Raw genomic sequence first — 15,096 nt, 5'->3', positions numbered from 1 at the left:
GCACGATGGAGCCCGGCACCGTGGAACTGCGCGCCCTTCGCTATTTCGTCGAGGTCGTCCGGCAGCAAAGCTTCACCGTCGCCGCCGAGCGGCTGTTCGTCACCCAGCCCACCATCAGCAAGATGGTGAAGGCGCTCGAGGACGAGGTCGGTTCGCCGCTGCTGCTGCGCGACGGCCGCCAGATGACGCTCACCGACGCCGGCCGGATCGTCTACGCGCGCGGCCAGGACGTGCTCGCCGCGCAGGCGCGGCTGCAGGCGGAGCTGGACGAGCTCGGCACGCTCGTGCGCGGCGAGCTGACCATCGGCATCCCGCCGATGGGCGGCGTGCTCTTCACGCCGGCCATCGCCGAGTTCCGGCGCCGCTACCCGAAGGTCGAACTGAAGCTCATCGAGGAAGGCGCGCGCGCCATCGAGGCGGCGCTGATCGCGGGCGAGCTGGAGGTGGGCGGCGTCCTGCTGCCCGTCGACGCCGGGCAACTCGACGTGCTGCCGGTCTCGCACGAGCTGCTCTGGCTCGTCGCGCGCCGCGGCGCGCGCTGGGACGGCCTGCGCGAGGTGCCGCTGCGCGACCTCGCGGCCGAGCCGTTCGTGTTCTACGGCGAAAGCCTCGCGCTCAACGACGTGGTGCTCGACGCCTGCCGCGAGGCGGGTTTCGCGCCGGCCATCGCCGGGCGCAGCGGCCACTGGGACTTCATCGCCGCGCTCGTGCTGGCCGGCATCGGCATCGCGCTTTTGCCCGCCACGTATTGCCGCCGGCTCGACCCGGCGCGCTTCACCTGCGTGCCGGTCGCGGCGCCGTCGATCCATTGCGAGATGGCGATCGGCTGGCGGCGCGACGGCTACCTCTCGCACGCCGCCCGCGCCTGGCTGGCCGTGGCGCGCGAAACGCCGCCGGCCGCCGACGACTTCGTCGGCGCGGCGGTTCCCGCGAGCGGGTCGGTGCAAGCGCCTCAAACACCTCAAACAACCCAGCCGGCGCCGGCCGATGCCGTCTCGCCTCATCAGGACAGCCATCCGCCCCGGGCCTCCGCGGGGCTTCGATGACGAAACGCACGGCCGGCGCGACCGCGAAACGTCCGCCGCCCGCGCACCGTCGCCCGCATCGCGGACGCTGCGTACGGACGAAACGCCCCTCCCGCAGGAGACCAGCATGGAACCGTTGTTCGGCCCCGGCCCGACTCACACCGTGACCAACCAAGCGCCGCCGCTCGCGGACTACAACCTGTTCACGAGCGACGTCGCGCTCGTCGCCGCCGTCGAGCGCGCGGGCGCCGGCTGGCATCGCGATGCCCTCGCGCGCGACGGCGCCGCGCTCGCTTCGCCCGAAACGCTCGCGCTCGCCGACCTCGCGAACCGGCATCCGCCGGCGCTCGTCACGCACAACCCGCGCGGCGAGCGCATCGACGCGCTCGAATTCCACCCCGCCTGGCACCGGCTGCTCGCGATGCTGCGCGCCGGGGGGCTGCAGGCACTGCCGTTCGAAGCGCCGCGGCGCGATGGCCGCGCGCTGCGCCGGCTACTTCCTGCACGCGCAGCTCGAATCGGGCTCGCTCTGCCCGCTCACGATGACCTTCGCGAGCATCCCGGTGCTGCGGCGCGAGCCCGCGCTCTTCGAGACGCTGCGCGAGCGGCTCTACGCGCGCGACCACGATCCGCGCGATCTGCCCTACGCGCAGAAGACCTCGATGCTGATCGGCATGGGCATGACCGAGAAGCAGGGCGGCTCGGACGTGCGCAGCAACCGCACCGAAGCGCACCCGCTCGACGCGGGCGCAGGCGAAGGCCGTGGCGGCGCCTACCGGCTCGTCGGCCACAAGTGGTTCTTCTCCGCGCCGCAGTGCGACGCCCACCTCGTGCTCGCGCGCACGGCCGGCGCCGAAGGGCTCTCGTGCTTCTTCGTGCCGCGCTTCTCGCCCGACGGCGCGAAGAACGCCGTGCACGTGCAGCGCCTGAAGGACAAGCTCGGCAACCGCTCGAACGCCAGCGGCGAGGTCGAGTTCCTGAACGCGTTCGGCACGATGGTCGGCGACGAAGGCCGCGGCCTGCCCGCCATCCTCGAAATGGCCAACTACACGCGGCTCGACTGCGTGATCGGCAGCGCCGCGCTGATGCGCGCGGCGCTCGTGCAGGCCGTCCACCACGCGCGCCACCGCCATGCGTTCGGCGCGCCGCTCGTCGCTCAGCCGCTGATGCGCAACGTGCTCGCCGACCTCGCGATCGAATCGGAGGCGGCGACGACGCTGTTCATGCGGCTTGCACACGCATTCGAGGAAGACGCCGACACGCCGCTCGACCGCGCCTGGCGACGCATCGTGACGCCGGCCGCGAAGTTCTGGATCTGCAAGCGCGCGCTCGCGTTTACGGGCGAGGCGATGGAGGTCTGGGGCGGCAACGGCTACGTCGAGGAGGGGCCGATGGCGCGCTTCTACCGCGAGGCGCCGGTCAACTCGATCTGGGAAGGCTCTGGCAACGTGATGTGTCTCGACGTGCTGCGCGCGCTCGAACGCGAGGCCGACGCGGCGCAGGCGCTCTTTCTCGCCTGGCGCGCCGAGGCGCGCGGCCATCCGGCGCTGGCGGCCGCGCTCGACCGGCTGGCGGCAACGCTCAACGGCGCGGCCGGTACGCGCGAGCAGTCGGCGCGGCGCATCGCGCAGCAGCTCGTGCTGATCGCGCAAGCCGCGCTGCTGCTGCGCGGCGCGCCCGCCGCCGTGGCCGACGCGTTCGTCGCGACGCGGCTCGACGCGCGCGAGGGCGATGGCGGGCGCGTTTTCGGCACGCTGCCGGCGACGTTCGACCACGCGGCGCTCGTCGCGCGCGCATTCGCGGCCTGATGGGGCGGGGGGCTGCGCGACAGCGTCCGACGGGATCGGCCAGCCTTGCCTCGTCCGGCATGACCTCTCACGCGAATTCTTGCGGCCTCGCCCGACACGACCCGGCGGCGCGCGGCACCGCCCGTCCGTGTGCGCCGTGTGCGCCGTGTGCGCACGCCCCGGGGCTTCGGCCCGGAAACGGGCTGTTTCGCAATTCGGCTCGCTGCTTCGGATTTTCGCCGGTGCCCGCCGTATCAATCGCTAAAGTAACCAACGTCACTCAATTGAACCGTTGTCCCTACCAGAGGTTTCGCCATGGCGATCGAAAATATCAACGTCAATGCTGGCAGCCATACGCCGCACGTCACGAGCGAGCCGCCGAAAACGGGCAGTTCGTCGTCGGACGACAGCGACGAAATCCAGGCAATGCTTGCCGCGATGCAAGCGGCCGAAAGCCAGGAAAGCGCAGAGGCTGCCATGCAAAGCGCCAGCTCGGCGAGCGACCCGACGGCCTCGCCGTTCCCGCAGGGGTTCTCGGGCCTGGACAACATCAGCAGCATCAAACCGGCGTAGAACCCGGAAGCGGCGCGAAGCGGCGGAGCAATTCGCGGCGCTCCAACAATAGGGCGACGGCGGTCCCACGAGCAGCATGGGCTCGACGACGCAGTGCGCCCAAACGCTCCCGCTGGCTTCGAGTCATTCCGGAAGGGCCTGTCCAGCGACGATGGCCGCAGCGCAGCCAGGTGAATGCAGCACGCACTCACCGCTCAGGGATGATGGAAGCAGGACATTTCAAACGCGGTACATCACGGGCAACCTACCATGTGGTACACCCAATGCGACGAAAACATCGTACAGGTGCTGGTCCGGCTCCTCTCGCGTTCGCTGGCAAACGGGGCGCAATCGGAGGCAGAAGATCTGCTGGAGGCATTGCGCGTATTGCGCCCGAGCCTCGTCCAGCTCGACTTTTATGAGGCACAGTTGCTGATCCGCCGCCAGGACTGGGTGGGCGCACTGCATTTGCTGCGGCAGATCGAAGCCGACAAGGGGCCGTCGGCGCTCTGTTCCGCGCTTCAGGCCTGGTGCCTGCACCACCTGCGCGACCCCGAGTGGCGTATTCATGTATCGACGCTGCTGGCCACGCCGAACCCGGTGGCCATGACGGTCGTGAGCCGTTTCCTGAAATTGCCGCAGTTGCCAGGAACCTTGTCGGCAGACGAAAAGCTCAGCGCACTGTGTACCGGGATTGCGCAGTCCCTCAATCAAGCCGCGATTTGAGAACGGCAGGCGGCGGGAGAACCTTCTGTCCGCCCGGACTTCCTGCCCAGGCATCCGGCACAAGACTGCCGCGATCCGGTTTCTTATTGGGCGCCCCTCCGGGGCTTGACCGTCAGGACGACGGCGTGTGCCCCGGCCCCGCTGCTTCCGGGCCCACCGGCGCGGTTCCGGAAGCGGGAATGGCCGTGCCCCGGGAGCCGGGCAACGCAAGGCCGGCCGGCGGCGTCCCGGATGGCGCGGCGGGCGGCACCGCAGCGCCCTGCGCCCTCAAACCGCCGGGCCCCGGCAAACCGTTGCGCAGCGGGCTGTGAGCGCCGGACGCGCCGGGGTGCGCCCCCGCGCCGCCCCGCGGCTGCGCGGCGCCGGACTCGAGCCGATGCAGCCATGCGAGCAACTCCGCCACGGCCTGATAAAGCAGCGGCGGAATCTGCGAGTCGAGGTCCACCTGCATGAGCAGCGAGACCATCTCGGGCGCCTCGTGCACGTAAAGGCCCGCTTCCTTCGCGCGCTGCACGATCATCTCGGCGACGAGCCCATAGCCCTTCGCCACGACGCGCGGAGCCGAGTCCTTGCCCGACGCGTCGTAGGACAGGGCCGCGGCGGTCCTGCGATGGGTCAGGCTCATCAGATGTCCACTCCGAAATCGTCGCCGGAGGAAGCCGGCGGGCTACCGGCGGCCGGTTCGGCCGCCGCACGCGCGTAGGCGCTGACGGCCTTCGCCGCCTCGGCGTTCGCGCCCGCCGGAGCCGGCGCGCCGCCGCCGATCTCGCGAATCGACAGGCCGGTCAATTGCAGGCCCGCGGCCTGGAGCCCATGACGCAGCGATTCGCTGTTCGCGGCGAGGCGCTGCGCGCCGCCGGGGCTCGCCTGGACGCGCACCGAGAGCGTCGCGCCCGTCAGCGTCAGTTCCGCGTCGACCGTGCCGAGCGCGGGCAGCGCCAGCGTCACCCGCGTGCGCCACGGCAGGGCGTCGCGCGAGCTGCCGCGATGGCCACCGCGTCCGTCCTCGTCGGGCTGCTGGACCGTCCAGTCGAGCCGCGCGCCGGGCCAGGCCTCGCCGGTCCAGCGGAATTCGCCCGTCGCGAGCAGATCGAGCTGCTGACGCACGAGCGGGATCACGGCGGCGTGCACGCTCATCGCGCCGGCCATCGTCGCGGCGCTCTGCGTCTGCGCCTGGGCGGCCGACTGGCTGTCGGCCGCGCCGCCGCCCGACGCGTCGTCGAGCAGGTGAAGGGCCGAGGTGGCGGGCGCGCCGAACGCGTCGAGCATCTCGTTCGCCTCGAACGCGGTCTCCATGTCGGCCGCCACCGTGCGCGCCGCCGCGGCCTGGGCCGAAGGAGACCCCGCGGCCTGCGAGCCCTGCGCCGCCTGCCCGCTGCCGTAACCGGACGACGAATCCTCGAGCCAGAGCAACTCGTCCACGGCCGGCTGCTCTTCGAGCAGCAGTTCGAGCGGCAACGGCAACTGACCGGCCTCGGCGACGAGCTGGTTCTGCGGCTCGCCGGCCACGTCGGCGAGCGAAAGCTGCCCGGCCAGCCATTGCGCGAGATGGGATTCGTAGAAAAGACCGCTGTCGGCCACGGTCTGCTGCAGCGCGGCGGCAAGCGCCGCGACCGCGCCGCCCGAAGCGGCCGACGCCGACTGCGCGGCTTGCGCCGCCTGGGAGGACGCGCCGGACAGGTCGGCGAAGCCGGACGCTTCGGCCGTACCGTCCGGGACGAGCGCGGCGACGTCGGCATCGAGCGCGGCGGCCGCGCCGCCGTCGGCTGCGAGCAGATCGTCGAGCAGCGCCGTCACGGCGGCGTTCTCCAGCTCGCTCGCCGTATCTGCCGCCCCCGCCGCCTGCTGTCCTTGCCCGGTCTGTCCCGCTTGTTCCGCTTGCCCCGCCTCTTCCTGCGCGGCGGCCGCCAATGCGGCGGGATTCGCGACGAGCGGCACCGTGCCGACCACGGCGGGCGTCGCCTCGCCGCCCGAGCGCAAGATCGCGTCGAGCTCGAGCGCCACGGCGGAAAGAATGGTCTGGGTGGAAGCCTGGGGCAGAGAGGCGGTCTGGGCCGGCGGGTCGGCCGCGCCGGTGGCGAGCGCGGAGGCGCCCGTCTGCACCGTACCGGCGCCGCCCTGGGCGCCGACGGGCATCGGGCTGTCGGCGAGGCTCGTGACGAGCATGGCCGAGGCCGAATCGATTCCGCTCATGCGCTCTCCCGGGCCGGCGCGCCGCTACCGCCTACGCGCCCGCCGTCATAGATGAAGCCGCGCGCCCGCTTCAGCGCGCGCCATACCGGTCCCGCATCACGCGCACCGGCATCGGGCCCGCGAACAGCGCGGACAGTCGCGACATGCGCGGGTTGGCCAGATCGCGGATCGCCGCGTCGTCGGCCAGTATACGGCGAATCAGCTCGTACTTGCGCGCCCGCTCTTCCTCGTTCAGCCGGATTTCGCCCTCGGATTCCCTGAGCGCGTCGACTAGCTGACGGTACTCTCGCTGCAATCCGGCAAGATCGGACCAGAGCGCGCCGCGCGCCGCCAGTAGCATCTGTCCCGAAATTGCAGCAATCGCTTCGTAGCGAGCGAAGTAGTCTGCTTTCGCATTCATCTCGTTATAGGAGGGGGAGGCGTCTGTCCGGCCGCCCGCGCAATTTCGGGTCCAATCCCCAGCCAGGCTTCTTCGAGCGTCGCAAGCAGCCGGTCTACCTCGATCAGCATGGATTCGTCGCGCTTCATGTTCGCTTCGAGCAGCCGCCGCGCCATGTAGATATACAGCGCGTTGAGCCGCTGGGCGATCTCGCCGCCCACTTCCATGTTCAACGAGGCTTTCAGCCCGCTTTCGATGATCCGGATCGCGCGGCTCACCGCTTCGCCGCGCGGCCCGACGTTGCCCTGCTGCAGGTGCATGCGCGCCTGCGCGATGGCCTTGCGCGCGCCCTGGTAGAGCATCGCGATCAACTGATACGGACTCGCCCCCATGACCCCCGTCTCGACACCCACACGCGCGTAAGCGCTGGCTCCAGCTTGTGCAGGGGAATACATCGCTCGTTCTCCTCGGTTCGGGTGTCGACAGGCATAGGCTCGCCGCTGCCCCCGGACGGGTTCGCCGGGGGCCTGGCTGTTACCTTGTTATCGGATAGCGGGCCGGAAGCTTTAGCCGGCCCGTCCGGTCGTCACACCGAAATCTGCATGAGGTCCGTGTAGGCCGACACGAGCCGGTTACGCACCTGCAGACCGAATTCGAAGCCGAGATTGGCCTTCTGCGAGTCGACCATCACGTCGTTGAGCGACACGTTCGGCGAGCCCAGCTCGAAAGCCTGCGCCTCGCTGGTCGCCGACTTCTGGTCGTCGCTGATCTTGTCGAGCGAGGCCTTGAGCGCCGAGGCGAACGAGCCCGCGGTCGCGGCGCCGTTGCCGCCGGCAACCGACGGGGTGGAATCGGCCGCCTCGGCCGTCATGGACTGGATCTGCGAAAGTGCCGAGGCAAGCGGGTTCACTGGCAAAGTCATGATTGCTCCACGGAAAGACACACAGGCCAACGCCCGGGGCTTCGGACAACGCCCGAGAACGGGGTACGAAGGGCGAGCGCGGACGCACCGGCACCGGAAACGAGCATAGCAGCGCCCCCCTTCCCGCAGCGCCGAAACTAGGGGGAAAACCCGGTTCTATTCGCGCAATCGGCTTGCGTTGCGCTGCGGATAATCGCTCGTGTGAAAGTCCCCGTTTCCCGGCCGCACGGCCGGAAGGACAGGACGCAGAAGGTATTCCGGAGAAACCCGACGCATGGATTCGCCTGCCAACTCATTGGTCAACCCCGACGCCCGCATGGGCCTCGCCGCCCCCGGCGCGACCCCGGCCGGCGCGGGCCAGGGCGCCGCGGACGATTTCGGCAGCACGGGCGCGGGCGGCTTCGCCCAGCGGCTCGGCTCCCTGCAGTCCCTGCGGCAGATCCGCGGCAACCCGCGCCTGCCGTTCCTCGTGGCCGTGGCGGTGCTCATCGCCGTCGTGGCCGGCCTCGTGCTGTGGTCGCGCGCGCCCGACTACCGGATTCTCTACAGCGGCCTCGCCGACCAGGACGGCGGCGCGATCATCGCCGCGCTGCAGACGGCCAACGTGCCGTACCGTCTCGCCGAAGGCGGCAGCGCCATTCTCGTGCCCTCCGACGTGGTGAACGAAACGCGCCTGCGGCTCGCTTCGCAGGGGCTGCCCAAAAGCGGCTCGGTCGGCTTCGAGCTGATGGACAACGAGAAGTTCGGCATCAGCCAGTTCGCCGAGCAGGTCAATTACCAGCGCGCGCTCGAAGGCGAGCTGGAGCAGACCATCGAGTCGATCGACACCGTCAAGTCCGCGCGCGTGCATCTCGCCATTCCGAAGCCCTCGGTCTTCGTGCGCGACCAGGAGGCGCCGACGGCGTCGGTGCTCGTCGACCTGTATCCGGGCCGCATGCTCGACGAAGGCCAGGTGAGCGCGATCGCCCACCTGATCGCCTCGGCCGTGCCCGACCTGCCCGTCTCCAACGTGACGGTGGTCGACCAGGACGGCAACCTGCTCACCCAGTCCAGCTCCGCCGCCGGCCTCGACGCCTCGCAACTGCGCTACGAGCGCCAGGTCGAGCTCGACACCCAGCAGCACATCGACGACATCCTCGCGCCGCTGTTCGGCGCCGGCAACGCGCGCGCCCAGGTGAGCGCCGACCTCGACTTCTCCAAGCTCGAGCAGACGGCCGAAACCTACGACCCGAACAGCAACCAGCAGCAGCAGGCGATCCGCAGCCAGCAGACCAGCAGCGCGACGGACATGCAGCAGGGCGGCGCCTCGGGCGTGCCGGGCGCGCTATCGAACCAGCCGCCGCAGCCGACGGCCGCGCCCGTGAACGCGCCCAACGGCCAGCCGGCCTCGGCGCCGCCGGTGCCGGTGTCCGACCACCGCGACCAGACCACGAACTACGAGCTGAACCACACCGTGCGGCACTACCTGCAGGTGCCCGGCAGCATCAAGCGGCTCTCGGTGGCGGTGGTCGTCAACGACGAGCATCTCGTGGACGCGCACGGCCACGTGACGGACAAGCCGCTCACGGCCCAGCAGCTCGCCCAGGTCGAGCAGCTCGTGAAGGACGCGATGGGCTACGACGCGAAGCGCGGCGACACGGTAAACGTCGTCAACAGCGCCTTCATGACCAGCACGGACGACTCGGCGAACCTGCCGTGGTGGCGCCAGCCCGACATCATCGCGCTCGCCAAGCAGGTCGCGACGTGGGTCGGCATCGGCGCGGTGGCCCTCTTCCTCTACTTCGCCATGGTGAAGCCGGCGATGCGCCGCGCGTTCCCGCCGCCCGAGCCGCCGGCCGCGACGGCGCTCGCCGGGCCGAGCGAGCCGCTGCTGCTCGACGGCCTGCCGCCCGGCGGCGGGGCGCTCGAGGAAAACGCCGACGAAAAGGCGCGCCTCGCCTTCGAGAACGAGCGGCAGAAATTCGAGCGGAATCTGGAATTCGCGCGCAACATCGCCCGCCAGGATCCGAAGCTCGTCGCAACGGTCGTCAGAAGCTGGGTGAACGATGAACACTGAAGGCCTCACGAAGAGCGCGCTGCTGCTCATGTCGCTCGGCGAGGAGGAGGCGGCGCAGGTCTTCCGCTTCCTCGGCCCGCGCGAGGTGCAGAAGATCGGCACCGTCATGGCGGGGCTGCGCAACGTCACGCGCGAACAGATCCAGGGCGTGCTGCAGGATTTCGTGCGCGAGGCGGAGCAGCACACGGCGCTCTCGCTCGACTCGGACGACTACGTGCGCAACGTGCTCACGCGCGCGCTCGGCGAGGACAAGGCCGGCGTGCTGATCGACCGCATCCTGCAGGGCAGCGACACGAGCGGCATCGAAGGGCTCAAGTGGATGGACTCGGGCTCCGTGGCCGAGCTCATCAAGAACGAGCACCCGCAGATCATCGCGACGATCCTCGTTCACCTCGACCGCGACCAGGCCTCGGAAATCGTCTCGTTCTTCACCGAGCGGCTGCGCAACGACGTGCTGCTGCGCATCGCGACGCTCGACGGCATCCAGCCGGCCGCGCTGCGCGAGCTCGACGACGTGCTGACCGCGCTGCTCTCGGGCAGCGACAACCTCAAGCGCAGCCCGATGGGCGGCGTGCGCACGGCGGCCGAAATCCTCAACTTCATGTCGAGCCAGCACGAGGAGGCGGTGCTCGAGAACGTCCGCCAGTACGACGCCGAACTCGCGCAGAAGATCATCGACCAGATGTTCGTGTTCGAGAACCTGCTCGACCTCGAGGACCGCTCGATCCAGTTGCTGCTGCGCGAGATCGAGTCCGAGTCGCTCATCATCTCGCTCAAGGGCGCGCAGCCCGCGCTGCGCCAGAAGTTCCTCTCGAACATGTCGCAGCGCGCCGCCGAACTGCTCGCCGAAGACCTCGACGCGCGCGGCCCGGTGCGGGTCTCGGAAGTCGAGACGGAGCAGCGCCGCATCCTGCAGGTGGTGCGCACGCTCGCCGAGAGCGGCCAGATCGTGATCGGCGGCAAGGCGGAAGACGCTTATGTCTGAAAAAGCCACGCCCCGACACGGCGACGCCCACTCCGCGTACCAGCGCTGGGAGATGGCCTCGTTCGACCCGGTGCCGCCGCCGCCTCCGCCCGACCCGAACGAGGAAGCCGCGTTCGAGGCCGAGTTGCAGCGGCTGCGCGAGGCCGCGCATGCGCAGGGCATCGCCTCGGGTCACGTCGCCGGACAGGCGCTCGGCTACCAGGCCGGCTACGACCAGGGCCGCGCCCAGGGTTTCGAGCAGGGGCAGGCCGAGGCGCGCGCGCAGGCGGCGCAGCTCGCCGCGCTCACCGCCAGCTTCGGCGCCGCGCTCGAAGAGGCGCGCGCGGGCGTCGCGAACGCGCTCGTCGATCTCGCGCTCGACATCGCGCAGCAGGTCGTGCGCCAGCACGTGCAGAACGATCCGACCGCGCTCGTCGCCGTCGCGCGCGAGGTGCTGGCCACGGAGCCGGCGCTGACCGGTTCGCCGCAACTCGTCGTGAGCCCGGCCGACCTGCCCGTGGTCGACGCCTATCTGCAGGAAGAATTGCAGGCGCACGGCTGGAACGTGCGCACCGATCCGTCGCTCGAGCGCGGCGGCTGCCGCGCGCAGGCCGCGAGCGGCGAAGTGGACGCCTCCATCGGCTCGCGCTGGGAGCGCGTCGCCGCGGCGCTCGGCAGGACGATCCCATGGTGAACACCGCATCCGGCGCCGGCACGATCCACACCGACGGCCTCACGCCGCTCGAGCAGGAGATCGCGCGCGTGTCGTTCGGCCCGGCGGCGCAGGACGCGCAGCCGGACGGCAAGAACGCGCCGCGCGCCGCCCGGCCCGAGGCCGGCGGCGAGGACGCGGCCGCGCCCCCGAATCCTCACGTGAGCGCCTGGAACGCCTATCTCGGCGAAGTGCGCGCGCTGAGCGCCCGCGCGCTGCCGCTGCGCGCCTGCGGGCGCCTGACGCGCGCGGCCGGGCTCGTGCTCGAGGCGGTCGGCCTGCGCCTTTCGGTCGGCGCCGAAGTGATGATCGAACTGCCGCCGGGCAGCACGCTGTCGATGGCCGAGGCCGAGGTGGTGGGCTTCGGCGGCGACCGGCTGTTCCTGATGCCGACCACCGAAGTCGCGGGGCTCCTGCCCGGCGCGCGCGTCTATCCGCTCGAAACCGTGCCGATCGCCGATCCGCTCTCGGGCGCGAAGCGCCTGCCCGTCGGCGAGGCGCTGCTCGGGCGCGTGCTCGACGCCTCGGGCCGCCCGCTCGACGGACTCGGCCCGATCGGCGAAACGCCCGAGGCGCCGCTCACGGCCGCCTCGATCAACCCGCTGAACCGCGAGCCGATCCACAAGGTGCTCGACGTCGGCGTGCGCGCGATCAACGCGCTGCTCACTGTCGGGCGCGGCCAGCGCATGGGGCTCTTCGCCGGCTCGGGCGTGGGCAAGTCGGTGCTGCTCGGCACGATGGCGCGCGCGACGAGCGCCGAGGTGATCGTGATCGGCCTGATCGGCGAGCGCGGCCGCGAAGTGAAGGAATTCATCGAGCAGATTCTCGGCAAGGACGGCCTCGCGCGCTCGGTCGTGGTGGCCGCGCCGGCCGACGTCTCGCCGCTGTTGCGCATGCAGGGCGCGGCCTACGCGACGACGCTCGCCGAACATTTCCGCGACCAGGGCAAGCACGTGCTGCTGCTCATGGATTCGCTCACGCGCTACGCGATGGCGCAGCGCGAAATCGCGCTCGCGATCGGCGAGCCGCCGGCCACCAAGGGCTATCCGCCCTCGGTGTTCGCGCGGCTGCCGGCGCTCGTCGAGCGCACCGGCAACGGCCCGGCGGGCGGCGGCTCGATCACGGCGTTCTACACGGTGCTCACCGAGGGCGACGACCAGCAGGACCCGATCGCCGACGCCGCGCGCGCCATTCTCGACGGCCACATCGTGCTCTCTCGCGCGCTCGCCGAAAGCGGCCACTATCCGGCCATCGACATCGAGGCGTCGATCAGCCGCGCGATGACCTCGCTGATCAACAACGCGCACCTCGAACGCGCGCGCGTGCTCAAGCAGATGCTCTCGCGCTACCAGCGCAACCGCGACCTCATCAACGTGGGCGCCTACGTGAGCGGGCGCGACGCGCTGCTCGACCGCGCCATCGCGCTCTACCCGCGCATCGAGGCCTTCCTGCAGCAAGGGTTTCGCGAGACCGCCGGCTACGACGCGAGCCTCGCCGCGCTCAACGCCCTCGTGGCCGACGCAGGCAAGACATGAACGGCGCCCCCTCCCAGTTGAAGACGCTCATCGAGCTCGCGCAGGGCGACGTCGACACGGCCGCGCAGCGGCTCGGCCGCTTCCAGCGCGAGCGCAACGACGTCGACAACCAGTTGCAGGCGCTGATCCAGTACCGCGAGGAGTATTACACGCGCTTCAACGACGCCGCGCGCGCCGGCATGGCCGCGGGCAGCGTGCGCAATTTCCAGGCGTTCATCGACACGCTCGACGCCGCCATCGAACAGCAGCGCCGCCTGCTCGCCCAGGCGAGCGCGCGGCTCGACGCGGCCCGGCCCGAATGGCAGCGCCAGAAGCAGAAGCTGGGATCGTACGAAGTGCTGCAGGCCCGTCAGGATGCCTTGCAGGCCCGCGACGAAGCACGCCGCGAACAGCGCGACGCCGACGAACATGCGGCGCGCATTTCGCGCCTGCGCGCGTCGCAACAACCGTAGGACGTTACCGAAAGGCTCTCTCATGCCGCTCCCGATCCTTGCCTCTCTCGTCAGCTCGCTCGCCGGCTCGGCCCTGAATTCGCTCGAGGGCAACGCCGACGCCGATTCGGCCCAGGAAGGCGCCTCCTTCGCGCAGACGCTCCAGCAAAGCCTCGACGCGCAGGCGAGCCAGGCCGCGCAGAGCTTCACCCAGCCGCAGGCGAGCATGCCAACGCCGCCGGCGCCCGCGCCCGCCCCGGTCCAGACGGCCGAGACGACGCCGGCCCAGACGGCGCAACCGGCGGCCGCGCAGCAGTCCGGGGCCGTGCAGTCGACCTCGTCGTCGAACTCGTCCCAGTCGCAGACGGACAGCGAGACGTCGTCCTCGTCGGAGAACGGCAGCACGACGAGCAGCAGCGCCAGCAGCGCGCAGGGCTCGACGACCAGCACGGCGAGCTCGAACACGGATACGGCGAGCGGCGCCGACGGTTCGAACGCGGCCCAGGGCGGCACGCAGCAAACGGCGCAGAACGGCAACGCCACGCAGCAGGACAAGACGACGAAAGCCGAGCGGGAACAGGCCGAGGCCGCCCGCATCGCGGCGGCGACGATCGCCGCGCAGATCCAGGCCCAGCAGCTCGCCGCCGGCGGCGGCACGCACGCCGGCGCGGCCGGAACCGACGCGGCGCATGCTACCGGCGCGGTCGAAAGCAGCGCCAGCGCGAAATCGACGCGCGACCCGGTGAAAACCGCGCTCTCGGCCACCAACGGCGATCGCCGCCAGGCGGCGATCCTGCACGGCGGCGCGACGACCGCGGCCGGCGCGGCGGACGCGCACGACGCGCAGCACCTCGCGGACAACGGCGCCTCGCACGGCGACGGCGACAAGCACGAGTCCGCGAACGCATCGGCGAACGCGGACAAGAACGCGAACGCGGACAGCTCGAAGGAGCTGATGAGCACGATGAACGCCGACGCGGCGGGCAAGAACACGGCCAGCGCGCTGGCCGCGGCGATGACCGCGGTGCAGGGCGGCGCGGCGCAGGCAGGCGCCGCCGGCCAGGGCACGGCGCTCGAGGCCACCCAGGCCGCCGCCGCGGCCCTGCAGCAGTCCGAAGCGGCCGAGAATCCGACCGCCTCGGCCCAGAGCGGCGCGGCGTCCTCGCTGTCGCCCCAGGTGGGCACGTCGGACTGGGAAGAGGCGCTGAGCCAGAAGGTCGTGTTCCTCTCGGGCACGCGCCAGCAGAGCGCCGAACTCACGCTCAACCCCGAGAACCTCGGCCCCCTGCAGGTCGTGCTGCAGGTGTCCGACAACCATGCCCACGCGCTCTTCGTGTCGCAGCACCAGCAGGTGCGCGACGCCGTCGAGGCGGCGCTGCCCAAGCTGCGCGAAGCGATGGAGGCCGGCGGCATCGGCCTCGGCAGCGCGAGCGTCAGCGACGGTTTCGCGGGTCAGTCGGGCCAGCAGGACAGCGAGCAGAAAGGCGGACGCAGCCGCGCGAGCACCGACGAGGACGCCGACGCCGATCTCACGACGGCCAGCGTGACGGCGCCGGTGCGGCGCACGGTCGGCCTCGTCGACACGTTCGCCTGAGCCCGGCGCGCGGGACACCGGCGGCCCCGCCGTCGGTGCGCGGCCGCGAAAGGCGGCGCGTCCCCCTCGTCGCCGCCCCGCTTGTGCTGTCGGCCGGTCCGCCGCATTTTGCGCGCGAGCCCCGCAAGCCCGGGTCCGCGGCGCGGCCGCCTTCCGCGCCTTCCCGCCCCCTCCCCCGCACCGCAATAAAGCCACGAGATAGCCGCAAATCCCCCTTCTA

At 71.1% G+C, this 15,096-nt stretch carries 14 protein-coding genes and 2 pseudogenes; 11 read left to right on the top strand and 5 right to left on the bottom strand.

Annotation, left to right across the window (positions count from 1 at the left end; all coding sequences use genetic code 11):
- Window positions 1–20 precede the first annotated feature (20 nt).
- From CY652_RS19690 to CY652_RS19675, 5 genes and pseudogenes are all read left to right on the top strand, one after another.
- Window positions 21–1,046 carry a LysR family transcriptional regulator gene (locus CY652_RS19690; protein ID WP_102132453.1) on the top strand — a complete coding sequence of 342 codons (1,026 nt, stop codon included), beginning with the start codon at window positions 21–23 and terminating at the stop codon, window positions 1,044–1,046.
- Window positions 988–1,597, top strand: a pseudogene (locus CY652_RS25150) (hypothetical protein); the annotation flags it as partial. The gene CY652_RS19690 and the pseudogene CY652_RS25150, both read left to right, overlap by 59 nt.
- A 90-nt stretch (window positions 1,598–1,687) precedes the next feature.
- Window positions 1,688–2,833, top strand: a complete 1,146-nt coding sequence (locus CY652_RS19685; RefSeq protein ID WP_374703681.1) for an acyl-CoA dehydrogenase family protein — start codon at window positions 1,688–1,690, stop codon at window positions 2,831–2,833.
- Window positions 2,834–3,127: 294 nt separating this feature from the next.
- The gene (locus CY652_RS19680; RefSeq protein ID WP_102132399.1) at window positions 3,128–3,385 is read left to right on the top strand and encodes a hypothetical protein; all 258 of its coding nucleotides are present in this window, start codon (window positions 3,128–3,130) and stop codon (window positions 3,383–3,385) included.
- A gap of 249 nt (window positions 3,386–3,634) precedes the next feature.
- Window positions 3,635–4,090 carry an HrpB1 family type III secretion system apparatus protein gene (locus CY652_RS19675; RefSeq protein ID WP_102132398.1) on the top strand — a complete coding sequence of 152 codons (456 nt, stop codon included), beginning with the start codon at window positions 3,635–3,637 and terminating at the stop codon, window positions 4,088–4,090.
- A 334-nt stretch (window positions 4,091–4,424) separates the two neighbouring features.
- Here CY652_RS19675 and CY652_RS24935 read toward each other — a convergent pair.
- The 5 genes and pseudogenes from CY652_RS24935 to fliE form a co-directional block, all read right to left on the bottom strand.
- Window positions 4,425–4,715, bottom strand: a pseudogene (locus CY652_RS24935) (EscU/YscU/HrcU family type III secretion system export apparatus switch protein); the annotation flags it as partial.
- Window positions 4,715–6,283: a flagellar hook-length control protein FliK gene (fliK, locus tag CY652_RS19665; RefSeq protein ID WP_102132396.1), complete on the bottom strand. Its 1,569-nt coding sequence runs from the start codon at window positions 6,281–6,283 to the stop codon at window positions 4,715–4,717. The pseudogene CY652_RS24935 and the gene fliK, both read right to left, overlap by 1 nt.
- Before the next feature lie 70 nt (window positions 6,284–6,353).
- Complete coding sequence (locus CY652_RS19660) at window positions 6,354–6,683, bottom strand: flagellar protein FliT (RefSeq protein ID WP_102132395.1); 330 nt, start codon at window positions 6,681–6,683, stop codon at window positions 6,354–6,356.
- On the bottom strand, window positions 6,680–7,117 hold the full coding sequence (gene fliS / locus CY652_RS19655; RefSeq protein ID WP_102132394.1) for a flagellar export chaperone FliS: 438 nt from the start codon (window positions 7,115–7,117) through the stop codon (window positions 6,680–6,682). Before fliS ends, CY652_RS19660 begins: the two co-directional genes overlap by 4 nt.
- Before the next feature lie 131 nt (window positions 7,118–7,248).
- Entirely contained in the window at window positions 7,249–7,584 is a 336-nt protein-coding gene (fliE, locus tag CY652_RS19650; protein WP_102132393.1) for a flagellar hook-basal body complex protein FliE, read from the bottom strand.
- A gap of 274 nt (window positions 7,585–7,858) precedes the next feature.
- Between fliE and fliF the strand changes: the two genes are divergently transcribed.
- Genes fliF through CY652_RS19620 form a run of 6 tightly spaced genes read left to right on the top strand, consistent with a single transcriptional unit; the run spans window position 7,859 to window position 14,876 of the window.
- A complete protein-coding gene (fliF, locus tag CY652_RS19645) occupies window positions 7,859–9,640 on the top strand; it encodes a flagellar basal-body MS-ring/collar protein FliF (protein WP_102132392.1) in 1,782 nt (593 codons plus the stop codon).
- Complete coding sequence (gene fliG, locus CY652_RS19640) at window positions 9,630–10,625, top strand: flagellar motor switch protein FliG (RefSeq protein WP_102132391.1); 996 nt, start codon at window positions 9,630–9,632, stop codon at window positions 10,623–10,625. Before fliF ends, fliG begins: the two co-directional genes overlap by 11 nt.
- Window positions 10,618–11,298, top strand: coding sequence for a flagellar assembly protein FliH (fliH, locus tag CY652_RS19635; protein WP_102132390.1), 681 nt, complete (start codon window positions 10,618–10,620; stop codon window positions 11,296–11,298). The genes fliG and fliH overlap by 8 nt, the downstream gene beginning before the upstream one ends.
- On the top strand, window positions 11,292–12,851 hold the full coding sequence (gene fliI / locus CY652_RS19630) for a flagellar protein export ATPase FliI (RefSeq protein WP_102132389.1): 1,560 nt from the start codon (window positions 11,292–11,294) through the stop codon (window positions 12,849–12,851). The genes fliH and fliI overlap by 7 nt, the downstream gene beginning before the upstream one ends.
- The gene (gene fliJ / locus CY652_RS19625; RefSeq protein WP_102132388.1) at window positions 12,848–13,303 is read left to right on the top strand and encodes a flagellar export protein FliJ; all 456 of its coding nucleotides are present in this window, start codon (window positions 12,848–12,850) and stop codon (window positions 13,301–13,303) included. The genes fliI and fliJ overlap by 4 nt, the downstream gene beginning before the upstream one ends.
- A gap of 22 nt (window positions 13,304–13,325) precedes the next feature.
- On the top strand, window positions 13,326–14,876 hold the full coding sequence (locus tag CY652_RS19620; RefSeq protein WP_146010154.1) for a flagellar hook-length control protein FliK: 1,551 nt from the start codon (window positions 13,326–13,328) through the stop codon (window positions 14,874–14,876).
- Window positions 14,877–15,096 lie beyond the last annotated feature (220 nt).

The sequence above is a fragment of the Burkholderia sp. WAC0059 genome, assembly GCF_002870125.1.
Classification (GTDB): domain Bacteria; phylum Pseudomonadota; class Gammaproteobacteria; order Burkholderiales; family Burkholderiaceae; genus Paraburkholderia.
This window is presented reverse-complemented; position numbering and strand designations above follow the sequence as displayed.